This window comes from Paenibacillus sp. P4_A9, assembly GCF_056402415.1.
Genome location: NZ_JBFUHL010000006.1, coordinates 147,768 through 163,948 on the forward strand (window position 1 = coordinate 147,768; position 16,181 = coordinate 163,948).

Annotated in this window: 17 protein-coding genes and 1 riboswitch; of the genes, 7 read left to right on the plus strand and 10 right to left on the minus strand. The window is 46.0% G+C overall.

Going from position 1 to position 16,181, the window contains the following annotated elements:
- Nucleotides 1-72 precede the first annotated feature (72 nt).
- A complete protein-coding gene (locus AC1DVJ_RS07885) occupies nucleotides 73-285 on the plus strand; it encodes a hypothetical protein (protein WP_477589684.1) in 213 nt (70 codons plus the stop codon).
- Between the two features lie 1,251 nt (nucleotides 286-1,536).
- On the opposite strand, the gene AC1DVJ_RS07890 is transcribed toward AC1DVJ_RS07885, so the two are convergent.
- Together AC1DVJ_RS07890 and AC1DVJ_RS07895 are read right to left on the minus strand one after the other, a co-directional pair.
- Entirely contained in the window at nucleotides 1,537-1,704 is a 168-nt protein-coding gene (locus AC1DVJ_RS07890; RefSeq protein ID WP_477589685.1) for a hypothetical protein, read from the minus strand.
- 259 nt (nucleotides 1,705-1,963) lie between these two features.
- On the minus strand, nucleotides 1,964-4,207 hold the full coding sequence (locus AC1DVJ_RS07895; protein ID WP_477589687.1) for an FAD-dependent oxidoreductase: 2,244 nt from the start codon (nucleotides 4,205-4,207) through the stop codon (nucleotides 1,964-1,966).
- Between the two features lie 121 nt (nucleotides 4,208-4,328).
- On the opposite strand from AC1DVJ_RS07895, the gene AC1DVJ_RS07900 reads away from it, so the two are divergent.
- Nucleotides 4,329-5,111 carry a helix-turn-helix domain-containing protein gene (locus AC1DVJ_RS07900; protein WP_477589689.1) on the plus strand — a complete coding sequence of 261 codons (783 nt, stop codon included), beginning with the start codon at nucleotides 4,329-4,331 and terminating at the stop codon, nucleotides 5,109-5,111.
- Between the two features lie 67 nt (nucleotides 5,112-5,178).
- On the opposite strand, the gene ytvI is transcribed toward AC1DVJ_RS07900, so the two are convergent.
- From ytvI to AC1DVJ_RS07915, 3 genes are read right to left on the minus strand one after another with little or no spacing between them, the layout of a single operon-like run.
- Entirely contained in the window at nucleotides 5,179-6,291 is a 1,113-nt protein-coding gene (ytvI, locus tag AC1DVJ_RS07905) for a sporulation integral membrane protein YtvI (RefSeq protein WP_477589690.1), read from the minus strand.
- 19 nt (nucleotides 6,292-6,310) lie between these two features.
- The gene (map, locus tag AC1DVJ_RS07910; RefSeq protein ID WP_477589691.1) at nucleotides 6,311-7,057 is read right to left on the minus strand and encodes a type I methionyl aminopeptidase; all 747 of its coding nucleotides are present in this window, start codon (nucleotides 7,055-7,057) and stop codon (nucleotides 6,311-6,313) included.
- Between the two features lie 37 nt (nucleotides 7,058-7,094).
- Complete coding sequence (locus AC1DVJ_RS07915; protein WP_477589693.1) at nucleotides 7,095-7,454, minus strand: winged helix-turn-helix transcriptional regulator; 360 nt, start codon at nucleotides 7,452-7,454, stop codon at nucleotides 7,095-7,097.
- A 214-nt stretch (nucleotides 7,455-7,668) separates the two neighbouring features.
- Between AC1DVJ_RS07915 and AC1DVJ_RS07920 the strand changes: the two genes are divergently transcribed.
- Both AC1DVJ_RS07920 and AC1DVJ_RS07925 read left to right on the plus strand, forming a co-directional pair.
- On the plus strand, nucleotides 7,669-7,971 hold the full coding sequence (locus AC1DVJ_RS07920) for an iron-sulfur cluster assembly accessory protein (RefSeq protein WP_477589694.1): 303 nt from the start codon (nucleotides 7,669-7,671) through the stop codon (nucleotides 7,969-7,971).
- Entirely contained in the window at nucleotides 7,971-8,192 is a 222-nt protein-coding gene (locus tag AC1DVJ_RS07925) for a YuzB family protein (protein WP_028556521.1), read from the plus strand. The genes AC1DVJ_RS07920 and AC1DVJ_RS07925 overlap by 1 nt, the downstream gene beginning before the upstream one ends.
- A 52-nt stretch (nucleotides 8,193-8,244) precedes the next feature.
- Here AC1DVJ_RS07925 and AC1DVJ_RS07930 read toward each other — a convergent pair whose 3' ends face one another.
- Entirely contained in the window at nucleotides 8,245-8,739 is a 495-nt protein-coding gene (locus tag AC1DVJ_RS07930; RefSeq protein WP_477589696.1) for a glutathione peroxidase, read from the minus strand.
- A 70-nt stretch (nucleotides 8,740-8,809) separates the two neighbouring features.
- The gene (locus AC1DVJ_RS07935; protein ID WP_477589697.1) at nucleotides 8,810-9,700 is read right to left on the minus strand and encodes a TIGR01777 family oxidoreductase; all 891 of its coding nucleotides are present in this window, start codon (nucleotides 9,698-9,700) and stop codon (nucleotides 8,810-8,812) included.
- 192 nt (nucleotides 9,701-9,892) lie between these two features.
- On the opposite strand from AC1DVJ_RS07935, the gene AC1DVJ_RS07940 reads away from it, so the two are divergent.
- The 3 genes from AC1DVJ_RS07940 (at nucleotide 9,893) to gloA2 (ending at nucleotide 12,268) form a co-directional block, all read left to right on the plus strand.
- Nucleotides 9,893-11,116, plus strand: coding sequence for an MDR family MFS transporter (locus tag AC1DVJ_RS07940; protein ID WP_477589698.1), 1,224 nt, complete (start codon nucleotides 9,893-9,895; stop codon nucleotides 11,114-11,116).
- A 119-nt stretch (nucleotides 11,117-11,235) separates the two neighbouring features.
- A riboswitch (cyclic di-GMP riboswitch) is annotated at nucleotides 11,236-11,329 on the plus strand.
- A gap of 118 nt (nucleotides 11,330-11,447) precedes the next feature.
- Nucleotides 11,448-11,753, plus strand: a complete 306-nt coding sequence (locus AC1DVJ_RS07945) for a hypothetical protein (RefSeq protein ID WP_477589700.1) — start codon at nucleotides 11,448-11,450, stop codon at nucleotides 11,751-11,753.
- A 119-nt stretch (nucleotides 11,754-11,872) separates the two neighbouring features.
- Nucleotides 11,873-12,268 carry an SMU1112c/YaeR family gloxylase I-like metalloprotein gene (gene gloA2 / locus AC1DVJ_RS07950; protein WP_477589702.1) on the plus strand — a complete coding sequence of 132 codons (396 nt, stop codon included), beginning with the start codon at nucleotides 11,873-11,875 and terminating at the stop codon, nucleotides 12,266-12,268.
- Between the two features lie 204 nt (nucleotides 12,269-12,472).
- On the opposite strand, the gene AC1DVJ_RS07955 is transcribed toward gloA2, so the two are convergent.
- From AC1DVJ_RS07955 to AC1DVJ_RS07965, 3 genes are read right to left on the minus strand one after another with little or no spacing between them, the layout of a single operon-like run.
- Nucleotides 12,473-13,573: a Ger(x)C family spore germination protein gene (locus AC1DVJ_RS07955; protein WP_477589704.1), complete on the minus strand. Its 1,101-nt coding sequence runs from the start codon at nucleotides 13,571-13,573 to the stop codon at nucleotides 12,473-12,475.
- Nucleotides 13,570-14,670 (minus strand): GerAB/ArcD/ProY family transporter, encoded by a 1,101-nt coding sequence (locus AC1DVJ_RS07960; RefSeq protein ID WP_477589706.1) that lies wholly within the window; start codon nucleotides 14,668-14,670, stop codon nucleotides 13,570-13,572. The genes AC1DVJ_RS07955 and AC1DVJ_RS07960 overlap by 4 nt, the downstream gene beginning before the upstream one ends.
- Complete coding sequence (locus AC1DVJ_RS07965) at nucleotides 14,667-16,106, minus strand: spore germination protein (RefSeq protein ID WP_477589707.1); 1,440 nt, start codon at nucleotides 16,104-16,106, stop codon at nucleotides 14,667-14,669. Before AC1DVJ_RS07965 ends, AC1DVJ_RS07960 begins: the two co-directional genes overlap by 4 nt.
- Between the last annotated feature and the right edge of the window lie 75 nt (nucleotides 16,107-16,181).

Consider the following 16,181-nt stretch of genomic DNA (forward strand, 5'->3'; position numbering starts at 1 on the left):
GTGTGATCGCCACGAACCGATTAGCCCAGACTTCATATACTGAAGTAAGGAAGCTGTTGGGGAGGCGTGAATATGGCACCACCTAAAGGTAAAGGCAAGGTTGTTAAGAAGAAAAAGGAACTTTCATCCCGTGCTCAGTACACGATGAGAATGGTTGAATCAGCCACGTGCAAGGTGTGCAAAACGCCCTGCTCAAGGGGAATGCGCTATTTGGAAATGATGTCGCAGCCTGGGGCTGTCGGCAGAGGTGTTCCGTGTATATTGACACGTAGGAAAATCAACTAAAGATGGTCCGCCCCTTGTTGTGGGGCGGATTTTTATTTGCGCCAGCTGGAATATCCAGCGTTAGCGAGGCTCAGCTACTCTAACAGTCATCCTGAAGCTGGAATATCCAGCGACAGCGAGGCTCAGCTACTCCAACAGTCATCCTGAAGCTGGAATATCCAGCGACAGCGAGGCTCAGCTACTCCAACAGTCATCCTGAAGCTGGAATATCCAGCGACAGCGAGGCTCAGCTTCTCCAACAGTCATCCTGAAGCTGGAATATCCAGCGACAGCGAGGCTTAGCTACTCCAACAGTCATCCTGAAGCTGGAATATCCAGCGACAGCGAGGCTCAGCTACTCCAACAGTCATCCTGAAGCTGGAATATCCAGCTTTAGAGTGGCTCAGCTACTCCAACAGTCATCCTGAAGCTGGAATATCCAGCGACAGCGAGGCTCAGCTACTCCAACAGTCATCCTGAAGCTGTAATATCCAGCGTCAGCGAGGATTAGCTACTCCAACAGTCATCCTGAAGCTGGAATATCCAGCGACAGCGAGGCTTAGCTACTCCAACAGTCATCCTGAAGCTGGAATATCCAGCGACAGCGAGGCTTAGCTACTCCAACAGTCATCCTGAAGCTGGAATATCCAGCGTCAGCGAGGCTCAGCTACTCTAACAGTCATCCTGAAGCTGGAATATCCAGCGACAGCGAGGCTCAGCTACTCTAACAGTCATCCTGAAGCTGGAATATCCAGCGACAGCGAGGCTCAGCTACTCCAACAGTCATCCTGAAGCTGGAATATCCAGTGTCTGAGAGGCTTAGCTACTCCAACAGTCATCCTGAAGCTGGAATATCCAGCTTTAGAGTGGCTCAGCTACTCCAACAGTCATCCTGAAGCTGGAATATCCAGCGTCAGAGTGGCTTAGCTACTCCAACAGTCATCCTGAAGCTGGAATATCCAGCGTCAGAGTGGCTTAGCTACTCTAACAGTCATCCTGAAGCTGGAATATCCAGCGTCAGCGAGGCTCAGCTATCCCAACAGTCATCCTGAAGCTGGAATATCCAGCGTTAGCGAGGCTCAGCTACTCTAACAGTCATCCTGAATCTGGAATATCCAGCGACAGCGAGGCTTAGCTACTCCAACAGTCATCCTGAAGCTGGAATATCCAGTGTCAGGGCGTGAGAGATAGGCTCGGAAACCGGAGCCTAACCGCGGCCACAATAAATAAAAAGCCCCGCGATCTGCCTCGCGGGGCCAATATCTGTATGAATTAATGGTTGGGTGTGAACATTTTATCTGCTAAGGATTGTTTAAGCTTCTTGATTGCATCGGTTTCCAATTTTTGATTTTGAGGGAATTTTGCGCCAGTTAGTGCAAGCGCTTCCTTGACCGTCATTTCAACACGAATAATTTCTTCGCCATGCGGAATTTGTAACATTTTCATCACTCCTATGTCAGCTTTTAAAAGCGAAAACATTGATTCTACGCACTTTTAATATAACACACCATGTAAGGTTAAGCAAGGGCAATTGGTGCCTATTTTCCAAATAATTAGGAATGCTTGTCCATGCTAATTGCAACTCCATCATCGACTAAAGCCGAAATCCCACCATTGTACTTTCCCTACGTTCATGCGCAAAAAAGAACCGATAGCAACCACGATTCACGTGGCCATATCGGTTCTTCTCTACTCCGCACTATTGATAACAACGCAATTCCACGATTTCGGCATGCGGAGAGCCGTTCGTAGACGCAACAACGACACGCAGACGGGTGGTTGATACGGCGCTGTCTAACACATGAACATGATGCCGTATATGATTGCCCAGCCCCTCAACAACCGTTGACCATGCTTCTCCAACCCACACTTGCAGCTTGTAATCTCTAACTAATTCAGGAATGATTTCGAATTCGGTGCGATGGTGATGCAAGTTAATTAAATCCTCATTGACGTCATCATTGAACGTCACATGCACTTGCCCTATGCTTTGAGGCTCAGACCAGCTAGCCTCTAGCCATTCATCCGTACTGATTCCGGCGGATGACCATAGATGCGGACTGCCGTAAGGCCGCTTATATCCGTCCGCTGCTTTCTCAGCCGCATAGGCGGAAGTAGGCGAGAGGAGTCTGAAGCAGATTGGCTTCCGAACTAAGCCCCTCTGACTCCAATCAATCACCGGCTGATGATGATGCATATCTCCGAAGTCTGCAGTAGCCTCTGCAGCGGCAATATGCTTGAAGAATAGCACGCCGGATTGCGGACGATCTGATAGATGAACGGACACAGAAGGGTTGCTTCTAAGAATGATGAACGCGTTCTGTGCATACGCGGGCTCCCATTTCAGCGCAGCCGTAACCCATTGCTCAGCTCCGGCACCTATAGGTACCACGACCGATGTTACGAGCGAATGAGGGACGTAATTCTGAGGCTTACCTGTGTGCCATAGCTCGACAGTAAGCTCTGTCGCAGCGCTGGCATCCAATAACAGCTCTACGCCGTCAATAAACGGATCTACAGGCACTAGAAGCGCTACATGCGTCTCCAACGGATAAACTCCCGCTGACTGCACCAACGCGAGCTCTGTCAGCGTGCTGGAGGCTGTCAGCGTCGCGCTGCGCACGAGGTCGGCCTCGTCGGCATTCGCCACGCCGAGAATCGACGCATCCTGCCGCAGCAGCGTCTGCTGCAGCTCGCGTAAGTGCTGGCTGTGCAACTCACGCGGCGAAATCCCTTTCGCTGCGCAAAGCGCTGCGCCAGTACCCGCGGCTTCGCCAATGACAGCACATGTCGCCATGACACGTGTTGTTCCGAAAGCGACGTGGGACGCGCTGATATTGCGCCCACCCATGAGCATATTCGACACGTTGGTCGAATAGAGGGAACGGAACGGAATATGGTAGGAACCATCCATATGCATATGCTTGGAGCCACTGGCAGTCGAATACATGCCTTGTGGCGGATGCAAGTCAATCGACCAGCCGCCGAAGGCGACGCGGTCCTCGAACTGCTCCTGCGCAATCACATCATTTTGATTCAGCACGTAATCCCCAACGAAACGGCGATATTCCCTTTTCCCTGGTATCGATCCAATCCATTCCAGTGTTAAATTGGCGCTGTCAAATTTCCCTGAGTTTTTGATATAATCCCAAATGCCATAGATAACCGAGGAGAGCTCATCCCGAATTCGCTCATTATCATGAACCGTGTCGTGCTCACCGCCCCATTCAATCCACCAGTAAGCGCACCCATTATCGCCGCTGCGAATGACTCGCTTCAAAGGAATGGTTGTTTGCGTAATATCTTTAGCAAAGCTTGGCGCTATATATTTGACAGGTCGGCCAGCATCCTTGGTATAGAATAGCAGCGTGCTTCCTAATGTAATATCATCCGGTACAAGTGGTGCCCATTCTTCGTTAAATTCGTCCTGTGCTTCGCGACCAATCCGGAACTTAGCACCTGCGAGGAAGCCTACTAGACCATCCCCCGTACAATCGAGGAATACACGACTCTCAAAACGAATACGTCGCTCCGATCCCATCATCCAGCCAGTTACTGAGCGAATAACCCGGTTATTTTCATCACCTGAAGCATCAACCTCATGTACATCTGTATTCAGGAACAACGTAATATTCGGCTCGGCTTTCACCTTCTCAAGTACAACCAAATCCCAGATATAGGGGTTGCCATCGATATTTCGATATTGATTCTCTACGAAAAGTTCACCCATGATGCCGGTTTCTCGCGCATTGCGATGGACACCATGCGAGGTGGCACCGCACACCCATACGCGTATTTCACTGCTTGCATTTCCGCCAAGAACAGGGCGGTTTTGGACCAGAGAGACCGTTTGACCTAATCGTGCTGCAGCAACAGCTGCACAAATGCCTGCCAATCCTCCACCAACGACGGTGATATCGGATGTAACGATTTCATGCCTCATTTATGAGCACCTCACTAGTAATAATATCTCTACCATGCATTTTAAATGAGATCATATCCATTTAACATGCAGTGAGTTACAATGAGCATATACTTTATTTCATTGCCTGGAGCGTGGAAGAATGACCTATCGCGATCCCGCCTTAAAGCTTTTATCCCATGTGTACTGGCATCAGAAGGAAGAGTTTATGCTTGAGCGAGATGACTATGCTTGCTGGACATTATTTGCAGTGGAGGAGGGCAGTTTCTTCTATGAAATCGGAGTGGAAAAAGGAGAGGCGAGATTCGGGGATCTTGTCCTGTGCCCGCCGCGCTCCGTGTTTCGAAGAAAAACGATTGAACCGCTTACTTTTCACTTCATTCAGTTTATTGGGGAAACCCATTTCGAGAACGATTCTGATTGGCAGGGGAAGTTGTCGTTAACAGATATGCCGCGTCTTTCATCTACGTATCGTTATTTGCGAACATGGCAAGGGTGGGATGAGGAAAGTACGCAACATAAGCTGCACCTTGTGAATGATCTATTACGTATGGCTTATATGGACCAACAAATCCGAGACGATCACTCGCCTACCGTCATAGATGAGCAAATGGACCAAGCGCGGAGCTTCCTCACCGAGCATGCTTTTGAGACTCATCTTTCGATGTTGGAGTTGGCCATTTCACTAAGACTTACGCCTGTTCAGTTAACCCGCAGATTTCGGAGAGCCTTTGCCCAAACACCATCGGCGTTTATTAACGATTTGCGACTAATGCGAGCGAGGCACCTATTAGAAAATACAACGTGTACCTTGGACGCGATAGCAACGCAATGTGGATACGAAAATGGCTTTTATTTGAGACGTGTGTTCACGCAAAAAATCGGCATGGCACCCTCCATATATCGGAATATGCACCGCGTATAGTCCTGCATGTACATTGAAAAGCCCCCAGTTCTTCAACTTGAAGAATGGGGGCTTACCATGTACCCGTCTAATTTCCGCTATACGGCAGCTTACCTTCGGTATATTCGTTCTCAGGCTTTCGGATCCAACGCTGCAAATATCCTTGAGTATGTAAGGCTTTGATCAAAATGATCAGAACTGGAGAGAGGATGACCCCTGCCACACCAAAGAGAGATAGCGATACAATCATGAATGCTAAGGTAGTGAACGCCGAAACACCCAAGGATTCACCCGTGATTTTGGGCTCCATAATTTGTCTAACGAGAATAACAACAAGGAGCAATGCGCTAAGCCAAATCGCTAATGTTGTATTTCCGACGATAAAAAGGTAGATAATCCACGGGATGAATAAGGTGGAAACACCTAGCAATGGAAGGACATCGAAGACAGCAGACAAAAGTGCGATAGAGAAAGCGTTATTCACATTAAGAACGAGCAACGCAATAAAAACAACGATGAAGGTCAATGTGATGAGCTTGGCTTGTGCTTTTACATAAGACACAATCCCCTTCACGACATTCTCTTTTAGGAAAAAGAAAGCAGATTTGAAGGTGTTTGGTGTTTGCTCACTTGCTATACGCTTCCAAGATTCAATTTCGATGCTTAAGAAGTATGCGAGAATGATGCCGACGATGAAATTGAACATGAACGTGGAGAAGGAGGTCAGGGAAGCGACCAAACCGGATAAAAAGGCAACAAGCAAGGTAGAAGCTTTTCCAGCAAATTGACCAGCATAATCTTTGGCCTTGCCAGTCACATCGTCAGGCATTGCTTGGAAGCGATCATTTAATTCAGCAATCCTATGAATGATCTGGTCATTGAAAATCGCGGCATAGTCATCGATTTTATCGATAAGACTCATGATCTGGCTGGTAAAAATAACGACTGCACCGGCCAATGCGCCTAGGATGATCAAGACGAAAACCAAGGTGGAAATGGCGGAAGCCAACGATTTGCTCATGCCTTTGCGATTCAAGAAGCGAGCTAGAGGCTCAATTATCATGAAAATGATCAAAGCCAGAAAGATTGGCGTGGCGATAGCGTACAAATAACTGAATAACAGCATGAATAAATAGACGGTTAGTGCGATGAGCCCAATGTCAAATACCGTTCGCCAATATTTCTTGTAAAAAGAAAGCATCCCTGTTCCTCCAGATTGGTTATTGTTCAGTTAGAATAATCGGTCCATTGCTTGTAATCGCAATCGTATGCTCATACTGTGCAGATAAGCTGCCGTCGTACGTTCTAGCTGTCCATCCATCTTGGTCAACCTTGGAATGATATTTACCGACATTAAGCATCGGTTCAATCGTGAAGACCATGCCTTCCTTAATCCGCGGTCCTTTGCCAGCAGGTCCATAATGAGGCACTTGCGGCTCTTCGTGCATTTCGGAGCCAATCCCATGCCCGATGAAATCTCTCACTACGGAGAAGCCTTGCGACTCGGCATACACTTGAATGGCATGAGAGACATCTCCGATTCGGTTGCCGACAACAGCCTTTTCAATACCCTTATACAAGGATTCCTTCGTAACTTGGAGCAGCTTTTCAGCGACAGGAGAAATGTTGCCAACCGCGTAAGACCAAGCGGAGTCTGCTAACCAGCCATCGATGCGTACGACCATGTCAATGGTCACAATGTCACCATCATTTAAAGGCTCTTTTTTCGGGAAGCCGTGACAAATGACGTCATTCACCGATGCACAGGTTGCATAGGGATAGCCATGATAGCCTTTTTGCTCAGGGGTTGCACCATGTTTAGCAAGAAAGCCTTCTACGAATTGATCGATTTCCCACGAAGTAATACCTGGGCGAATCAGCTTCGCAATTTCTTTATGGCAATCGGCAAGGATTCGGCCTGCTTTCCCCATCGCTTCAATTTGTTCTTTTGTTTTGATTGTAATCATCAAGATCCTCTCCTCTGCAAGTATCCCTAAATAGTCATTATGTCCATTTTGCTGACCAAAGCTTCATCTCTTTAATAATTTGATGCAGATCCTGCCCTTTTGGTGTCAACGTATACTCGACCGTCACAGGAACTGTAGGGAACGCCATGCGCTCCAAAACCCCATGTTCTTCGAGATGGCGTAAAATATCCGTGAGGGATTTCGGACTAATGCCTGTAATTTGACGCTGCAGCTCTCCGAATCGCTTCGTTCCACAGAACAATTCACGAAGTACAAGAAATGCCCATTTACCGCCAATGACTTCCAGTGTTCGTTCGACTGAACATTCGATTTCTTTGGGTGTTTTGGGAACATAGTTGCTGAGTGGAGCGACTTTTTCATTTTCAAGCGTTGACATGAGATCGCTTCCTTTCATCAAAGTCGGGTAGGTTACTTACTTATAGGTTAGTAAGTTAACATTATGTAATTAGGGATGATTAGTCATACTACTATGTATTTTAAAGTTCCTTATGGAATTTGGCAATAGAAGGGCAGAATAGGACAAGGTTGATTTCGTGCCGTAGATTCTTTACAATAGAATTAAAATTTATTGTTTCAGGAGATGTGTACATATGAAAGTCAAAATTTCTCGTAATGCAGCAAAGGTACTTCAATTGGAGCTTAATAAAGAAGAAAACAAAAATTTGTTGGTTCGTGTACAAGTGACGCATAAGCATGGTGATCATGCTCACTATGGTTTGGGTCTTGATGATAAAACAGCAAATGATGTCGTGGTAAACACGGATAAAGGAATTGATGTTTTGTTAGATCAAACGGAGCCGCTTCTAGACGGTATTCGTATTGACTACTTCTACACACCAGAAGAAGGCTTCATGATTACTAACCCAAGCAAGGGGAACCACGGAGACCACTAATGCGGAATGATATACGCATTTGTGATAAATGCAAACACATGAAGGTGAAATCGGCACTTGCCAAAATAAGTGCCATTGCACCGGACACGGAAGTCAAAGTTGCGTGCAAGTCGTATTGCGGTCCATGTTCGCGGTTCGCATTTATCTTTATTAATGGCCGATACATTACGGGCGCAACGGAAGACGAAGCGATTGAAAAAGCGAAGAAATATGTGAAATGAATAAAAAGCATCCGTCCGAATAGGACAGGATGCTTTTTCATTTACGCTGAACTTAAGAATGAACGGGTGATTTTTCCAACAGTTTCTGAATCTGCCGTTCGATTTTGCGCGGCGTCGTTGTTGGGGAGAAACGTTTGATTACATTCCCATTGCCATCTACTAGAAATTTGGTGAAATTCCACTTGATGCCTGAACCGAATAGGCCAGAGGCCTTACTCTTCAAATAACGATACAACGGATGGGCATCCGCGCCATTCACATCGACCTTGGCGAATAACGGGAAATTAACGCCGAAATTAAGTTGGCACGCTTGTTCAACCTGTTTATTATCGCCAGGCTCCTGATCTCTGAATTGATTGCAGGGGAAGCCTAGGACACTAAATCCTTGATCCTTGTAGGTGTCGTGTAACTCTTGAAGCCCTTTGAACTGTGGAGCTAATCCGCATTGTGTCGCGGTATTTACAATGAGCAGGACCTGATTTTTGTATTCGCTAAGTGATTTCTCTTCACCGCGAATGTTCTTTACTTGAAATTGATGAACGCTCATAGGGGCACAACCTTCCGCTACTATTATTTCGCACAATTTAATTGTACACAATTTTAATAAGGATGAAAAGCTATTTTTTAATTAAATCTTTAAGCGCGCCTGCTAGTAATGGAAAACGCCATACAAATCCATGCTGCTGCAGGACACGAGGTATCACCTTTTGACCTTTCAGAAGCAGTACAGAAAGCTCGCCAAAAATCAGCTTCATCATGAATGCAGGAACTGGAAACAGGTTCGGTCTTCGCATAGCAGTCGCAATCGCACGTCCCAAATCTTTATTAGTAACGGGATTTGGAGCCGTGGCATTCACTGGACCGATTATCGCGTCATTTTGTACACAGAAATCAATCAATCTCACCATGTCATCAATATGTATCCACGAATGCCATTGCCTGCCGCTGCCAACGGTGCCGCCTACGCCAAGCTTATACGGGAGTGCCATCTTGGGGAATGCACCTTCTTTATTATCCAACACAAGTCCAACTCGAACCTTCACGATCCGTGTACCTTGGATAAGATCTGCAGCTGCCTCCCATTGCTTGACGACATCAGCTAGAAAGTCCGTATTTCGAAAAGGACTGTTCTCGTCAAAGGTGTCCGTCTCGGAGATACCGTAATACGACATGCCCGAAGCATTCACAACAACCTTTGGCTTTGGATCCATTGTCGCGACAAGCTTGGCTATACGCTCCGCTGCCTGCAAGCGGGATTGAACAATTCGCGTCTTAGCCGCGGCAGTCCAACGTTGACTTATGGATTCACCAGCCAAATTCACAATGGCATCAAGTCCTTCAAGGAGATCAGCATTTCTCTCCAACTCGTCCCATGTTAATGTTCTGACCCCTGGTAGCTGCTTCGAAGAGGAGCGAGATATATTAATAAGTTCATGACCTTGTTCCAACCAGAAAGAGATTAATCGTTTTCCGATAAACCCGCTGCCGCCTGTGATTGCTATTTTCATCTCAAGCACCTCCATATCGCCATTATAAAACCTTCACCCAATAAATACCATCTGAGGAAAGGCACATATGAAAAGGTAAAGTTCCCAGTTCGAAATTACGACACAATCCGCCAATTTCATGTATAATATGAATTCGGAGTCTATTAATTAACCATAGGGTAATTCGTTGGTCTGTGAGAGGAGTCATCGTATATGAATCGTATCCGTCATTTTTTTCAATCCTATCATCCTATCGTACATACGCTTATCTTAGGTACAGTCATGGCTCGTGCTGCGTCTTCCATGAGTTTACCGTTCCTCGCTATCTATTTGGCTAAGCACTCCAATATGAGTCCTGGACTCATTGGTATCGTAATTGGCATGGGTGCTTTAGCTGGCACATTCGGCGGGTTTGTTGGCGGCACGTTATCAGACCGATTTGGACGACGCGTGATCATGCTAGCGGCTCTATTCGGGTGGGGATTCGTATTCCTTGGCTTCGGGGTTGTCAAATTGCCGGTCTTATTTATGCTGCTCAATATGCTGAATGGACTTTGCCGCTCTTTCTATGAGCCTGTGTCGCAAGCCTTAATGGCGGATTTAACAGAACCGTCCAAACGGTTACAGGTATTCTCGCTCCGGTACATGGCGATTAACGTCGGTGTGGCTGTAGGCCCTTTGTTAGGTGCATTCTTTGCGACATTGAACGGAGCCTTGCCATTTCTACTTACGGGTATCATCTATTTAATCTATGGCGTGACGCTTTACGCACTTCTCATTAAGTTCGGTATTAAGAAAATCGAGGGTGAGAAGAAATCTCTCGTAACTTTCCGTTCGGCATTAGGTGTCATTCGTAAGGATATGACCTTCCGGTTGTACATTATTGGGGGTATTATCGGAGCAATCGGATATTCGCAGGTTATGGTCACATTATCACAGTACCTTCAAAGGGATTTTGCTAATGGGGTCAAAATGTTTGCGATCCTCATGAGCGCAAATGCGATTGTCGTCATTGCCATGCAGATTCCGCTGGGGAAATGGGCTGAAAAGTATTCACCTTTAACGGCCATCGTTGTTGGAAACTTGATGTTCGCACTAGGCGATATCGGATTTGCCTTCTCGCACTCGCTCACATGGCTCATCATTTCGATGGGAATTTTCACTTTTGGTGAAATTCTGAATTATCCTGCCGCGAACATGTTGATTGATAAGCTTGCCCCGGAACAGATGCGTGGAACCTACTACGGTGCTCAAACACTAACGAACATCGGACATTTTATGGGTCCATGGATTGGCGGCTTTTTATTGGTATCTTATGGTGGTAGTACGCTTTTTCTCGTGATTGCTATTTTATCCTTGGTGGGATCGATTTTCTATTGGAAAGGCACAAAACGTCAAAAAACGGTAAAAATATCGTCGAAAATGCAAACATTTTGATGAATTTCGTAAAAATAGTTCCTATGAACTATTCGAATTCAAATCGCCATCCCTTATCCTTGAGAGTATAGGATGTATCGTTTTTATTTTCAGCTTCATCTAAAAAATTCTGCAAGTCATCTCGATAAAGGCAAAACTGGCGAAAGCCAGTGACGCAAAGCTACAGGGGCCTTACTTCTCCTGCGAAGGATAAGCAGCCAGCCAGCCGCCAAACGATTGGGAATTCACTTCAGAACCCCTCTAGTCGGTTCAATACAGTGGGGGTTTTTCTCTGTCATAGCGAAACAAATGAAACGAATTCAACAAATTGAACAAAGGAGGCCCAAGCGGCATGAAATCGGAAGAGAAATTGCAAGAGGAACAGAAAGCAACATCGTTATGCGGTAACCATGTTGCACGTTTGGTACCATCCACGGATGGACCGAAGCTCATGATAAACCGAGAAGAATATGCATTAAACGAAGCCTGTTGGGATGTCGAATTGTTTCACGGAAGAAACAATAGTATTCTCATTTTTTACTGGAAGGGTGAAGTAAAGCTTTCCGTGAAAATGCCACCGATGGCTCAGATCGAAGGCTTTTTAACAAGACTTTTTCAATGTTTATCATCCAAATTAAGAGCGGTTCAGCCTATCTAGGTGAATCGCTCTTTTTTTGTTGTTCGGGATTTTCTTTCACATGTGATAAAATAAGAGAACAAGCCGCAGGATGGGAACAGCCCAGCATTGCGGTTTTTCTTTGTAGGGAGGTAGTATAAATGGAGCTAAAGCAGATTCATCACGTTGCGATTATTTGTTCTAATTATGAGCGCTCTAAGCATTTTTATGTTGATTTACTTGGACTCACGGTCATTCAGGAAACCTATCGCACCGAAAGAGACTCGTATAAATTGGATTTGCGCATTGGGCAAACGGAGCAAGAAATCGAATTGTTCTCATTTCCGAATCCCCCTTTACGAGTCAATCAGCCTGAAGCGCGGGGCTTACGCCATTTGGCCTTTGTAGTTGCAAACATGGAGCAAAGTGTACAAGAACTTGAAAGTAAGGGAATTGCAGTTGAGCCGGTGAGGATTGATCCAATCACGGGCAATCTCTACACCTTTTTCGCCGATCCTGATGGGTTGCCATTAGAGTTGGTGAAGTATGTGGAATAATGGACGTAACCCGAAGACCGAAGAGGAACCTAAGTTAGCGATGGCCAAAGGGTGCCTCTGGAGCGTACTTCTGTCTATCCCCTTATGGGCGCTGTTGATTTATGTCATTTGGAAACAATAAATCCCTCAAAGCGCACGGTCTGACTGCGAATGAACGGCAGAGAGATGAGTGGTACTTGTGAGGGATTTTGTTTGCCTAGGTTGTTATTCCAATACGCCTGTGTTAAGAATTCGAATCTTAACTTCTGGCGTAATTGTGATCTTCGGATACTGCTCCCGCCACCACTCCTTGCCTTTAAACAGCTTCGGATGATAGGCTGCAACCTCATGCCCAAGCTCCAAGTTATCGCAATTGGCCTTCTGCAAGGTTGCAACCACGTTAGATGCCTTCGTGGTTAGATCATCTGTAATTCTCTTCTCCAGTTCCGTAATCATGTCGTTCGTGTGTTTCTTTACTTCAGGTCCATCACTGATTAATTTAAGATCTAGTTTTAACGAGATTTTAATTTCGCTAAGATCGTCGTTATTATAGAAAATTTGGAAATCCCGATTGGCCTTCTTTACGAGGACCGTATAATTCTTTCCGTCAATGTTACCTATGATCGGCTGGCGTTTGCCTTTTGCGCCATCCAAAAGAATGGCTAGCTGGGTATCCTCATTATTCAGATTGACGCCAGTATACTTCCCGTCTCTAAACAAGGAGGTACCTGCAAGACGAACCCGGTTCTCATAAGGCTCGAACCGGTTGAGAATGAAGTCGTGAGGTAAATCATTTCCCCCGAATAAATAGGGGAATAATGGAGTTAAAGGGGCTTTACCTCTCTTACTCTCATCATCCAATATGCCTACTAGAAATTCCGATGTGGTCTTACCATCTAATTTTTTCTTAGCCAGCAGTTTAGAAAGATCGCCGTCATACACCGCCAGGTGGCCGTATAACGGGTTAGCTATAAATTGTCCAATAATATTCAGATGGTTCAGCGGCTGATCTTTGGCGAATTTGGCGCTTATTAGAAACAATCTGGTCTCCAGTACAGAAAGGGTGCCAGGCATTTCCTTGTTTGTGTTAAACACTGTGTCATAGATGTTTTCACCTTTTGACTCAAGGTATAAGTTATTCGCGGTGCCTCCTCCTTGATAAACATTCTGAAGCGAGGAAATAACATAACTAACCTTGAGCTCCTTGCCGTCACCAACGTAATCGAGCCCGATAACGTCGGCAAATAGCAGCTTCTTCAACTGAATTTGATCCCAGCATCCTGTCAGCAGCAGGCAGATCATTAACGCTGCAATCGCTCTCTTCATATCTCGCTCCTCCCCCTGCCTCGCAGCCCGGAAATCATGAGAAGGACGACTGGCAGAACAACGACAAGAGTGATGGACAGTTGGTCCTGAATCGAGGCAAATCGCAAAATGTCGCTACGCTTCGCGAAGAAGAAACTTCCTATGAAACAGACGCATACCATAGCCCATACCCAAACATGCTGCTTACCCAAGCCCTTACTGCGTAAATGCTGGAATGCTTTAGCAGCCAAAAAGAAATACACATAGATCGTTGCCGATACAACGCATATATAGAAGATCAGGAACAAAAAGTCAAAGCTCTGTAAGATTTCAATCCGATAGTTCTTTAATATGAAAATGATCGGCTCCGGAATAATCTTGAGCTGTTCTAAGCTGTATTTCATTGAGCAGACCAGGCAGACTGTAATATAGAAAACAGCCGTGGAGGCGTTCGCCAGCATCATCGTAAGAAGCAGCTTCTTTTTGCTGGAGGTCTGTACGTACGGGTAGGCATAAAGCAGCAGATCATAGCCTATATAAGCGCTAAATGCGGAATATACTCCTTTTATAACCGGATACCAGCCACCCGGCAAAATCGGAAGCAAATTTTTCGCGTCAAGTCCGTAGATTCCGCTTAAAACAATAAGCAAAAAACTGATGTAAGCGAAGATCATAAAGGTTTGCGATACATGAGCAAGATGCTTCAGCGTTGATGTTGCTGCATAGCCGCACACGATAAGAAGCATAAGAACGATTATCCACATAGGCGTAAGCACATACAGCCATCTTTTTAACATGTCGCTATAAAGTAAGGTCAACAAGAGCCCAGAAATGGTGTAATAGCATCCATACACCAAATTGAGGCAAGAACCAATCGGTTTGCCTACAATAAGTGGGATATAGGCAAACAAATTCTTTGCGGGATATCGGCTGCCGAGCAACCAAATCAGCACGATGCCTATCTCTGCGGCCAGTCCGCTTAGCAATACGGTCAGCCAAGTATCATGACCGGCAATGCCAGCCTGTACATGGGGTAGAGATATTACTTCTGTTCCTAGCTGTGTCATGATCACGAGCACGATTAGCTGTCTTCCGGTAATGGTTTCTTCCTTCCTCAACGCTTCCAACTCCTTGGATTCCGAATCCTTATTCGATTACTTGGCGCCGTTCCTCCCGGTCGCTTGAGCAGGCTCCAAAGGGGTGCGCGAAACAGCGTATCCTTCATATCACTTAAGGAGAAAGGCGGCGTATAGTAGGGGAGTCCCATTGTAGTCATTTGGCACAAATATATACAAATCATCATTAAGAAGATGGCGAGGCCAAACAGGCCGAACAAAGAGGAAAGTATCATCGCAGGATAGCTTAGCAGGCGAACTGCGGTCCTCATCTCGTACGAAGGAATGGTAAAGGAGGCCAGCCCCGTTAAAGCGGCTACAATAACCATTACATTGGAAACCAAATTTGCCTGCACGACCACCGTTCCGATGACAATACCGCCAACTACGCCGATCGTTTGGCTAACGGTATTTTGCAGCCGAACCGTTGCTTCTCTTAAGATCTCAAGCATGAGCATCATTGCAAGCGACTCGAATATGGGAGGCAACGTGACATATTGCAGCGAGCTCTGCAGCGTATTGACGAAATTGATCGGCAGCAGCTGCGGATCAAAGGAACAGACTGACACATAAAAGGCAGGCAGGCCAAGCGTAATTAAACAGCTAAATAAACGCATAAACCGAAGAGTTGAGCCTATTAGCCAACTTATTTGGTAATCATCCGGGCTCTGGAAGAAAGACCAGAACGCTACCGGCAGGATGATCGCGTCTGGTGACCCTGCCGTTCCAATGACGACCTTTCCCTCCATTAAATAGGCACGTGCGCGGTCAGGCCGTTCCGTAACGAGAAGTTGTGGAAACAGGCTGAATTTCTTCTCCTGGATCATCTCATTAATAAAACCCGGAGCCTCGACATAGTCCATATCAATGCTTGTGAGCCTTCTTTCTACCTCCGTTACGATTGCCGTATTCGCAATCGATTTGATGTACATGACAGCCACCTTCGTCCGCGAAAGTCGCCCGATCGTATACGTTTTTACGACGAACTCCGTAGAGTTGATAAGCTTGCGCATCAGATTGATGTTGGTATCCAAATTTTCAATGAACGCTTCGTTCGCACCGCGTAAAACCCGCTCATTGTTGGGGATGTTGATTGTGCGTTCCTTCTTTAAATCCACTCCGAGCAGGTAAAGCCTGCTATCTCCGTCTTGATACAATACGACTTTACCGTACAAAATGGCCTGAACCGCTTCCTCCAATTGCTCGGTTTCAGCATAGTCTAGAATCGTCACGGCATCGCGGACTGCATCATGGGGACGAAGCAGCAGAGGCTTTAGTATAAAATCTTGGACGAGAGAGGGATCGATCAACGTGTCAAAATAAAACAGCCTATATGCCGTTCCCCCAATTAGCAGCTGTTTGGATTGAAAGTCGCTTTGTTCGGAGAAAAGCTGTTGGAAATATTGTTCTATCGATTCAATTGACGGACTTGACTTCATATGAGTTCCCTCCTCTCGTAACCTATCCCTTACTTTTACCCAAGAATACCAATAATATGTAAAGGTAATGGGGAA

Excerpts from the sequence above, each read along its gene's own strand:
- AC1DVJ_RS07955 (WP_477589704.1), bottom strand. The coding sequence starts at position 13,573 with ATGAAGAGAGCGATTGCAGCGTTAATGATCTGCCTGCTGCTGACAGGA.
- map (WP_477589691.1), bottom strand. The coding sequence starts at position 7,057 with ATGATTACAATCAAAACAAAAGAACAAATTGAAGCGATGGGGAAAGCA.
- AC1DVJ_RS07930 (WP_477589696.1), bottom strand. The coding sequence starts at position 8,739 with ATGAGCGTTCATCAATTTCAAGTAAAGAACATTCGCGGTGAAGAGAAA.
- AC1DVJ_RS07915 (WP_477589693.1), bottom strand. The coding sequence starts at position 7,454 with ATGTCAACGCTTGAAAATGAAAAAGTCGCTCCACTCAGCAACTATGTT.
- AC1DVJ_RS07945 (WP_477589700.1), top strand. The coding sequence starts at position 11,448 with ATGAAATCGGAAGAGAAATTGCAAGAGGAACAGAAAGCAACATCGTTA.
- AC1DVJ_RS07940 (WP_477589698.1), top strand. The coding sequence starts at position 9,893 with ATGAATCGTATCCGTCATTTTTTTCAATCCTATCATCCTATCGTACAT.
- ytvI (WP_477589690.1), bottom strand. The coding sequence starts at position 6,291 with ATGCTTTCTTTTTACAAGAAATATTGGCGAACGGTATTTGACATTGGG.
- AC1DVJ_RS07965 (WP_477589707.1), bottom strand. The coding sequence starts at position 16,106 with ATGAAGTCAAGTCCGTCAATTGAATCGATAGAACAATATTTCCAACAG.
- AC1DVJ_RS07925 (WP_028556521.1), top strand. The coding sequence starts at position 7,971 with ATGCGGAATGATATACGCATTTGTGATAAATGCAAACACATGAAGGTG.
- AC1DVJ_RS07935 (WP_477589697.1), bottom strand. The coding sequence starts at position 9,700 with ATGAAAATAGCAATCACAGGCGGCAGCGGGTTTATCGGAAAACGATTA.
- AC1DVJ_RS07890 (WP_477589685.1), bottom strand. The coding sequence starts at position 1,704 with ATGTTACAAATTCCGCATGGCGAAGAAATTATTCGTGTTGAAATGACG.
- AC1DVJ_RS07895 (WP_477589687.1), bottom strand. The coding sequence starts at position 4,207 with ATGAGGCATGAAATCGTTACATCCGATATCACCGTCGTTGGTGGAGGA.
- AC1DVJ_RS07900 (WP_477589689.1), top strand. The coding sequence starts at position 4,329 with ATGACCTATCGCGATCCCGCCTTAAAGCTTTTATCCCATGTGTACTGG.
- AC1DVJ_RS07920 (WP_477589694.1), top strand. The coding sequence starts at position 7,669 with ATGAAAGTCAAAATTTCTCGTAATGCAGCAAAGGTACTTCAATTGGAG.
- gloA2 (WP_477589702.1), top strand. The coding sequence starts at position 11,873 with ATGGAGCTAAAGCAGATTCATCACGTTGCGATTATTTGTTCTAATTAT.
- AC1DVJ_RS07885 (WP_477589684.1), top strand. The coding sequence starts at position 73 with ATGGCACCACCTAAAGGTAAAGGCAAGGTTGTTAAGAAGAAAAAGGAA.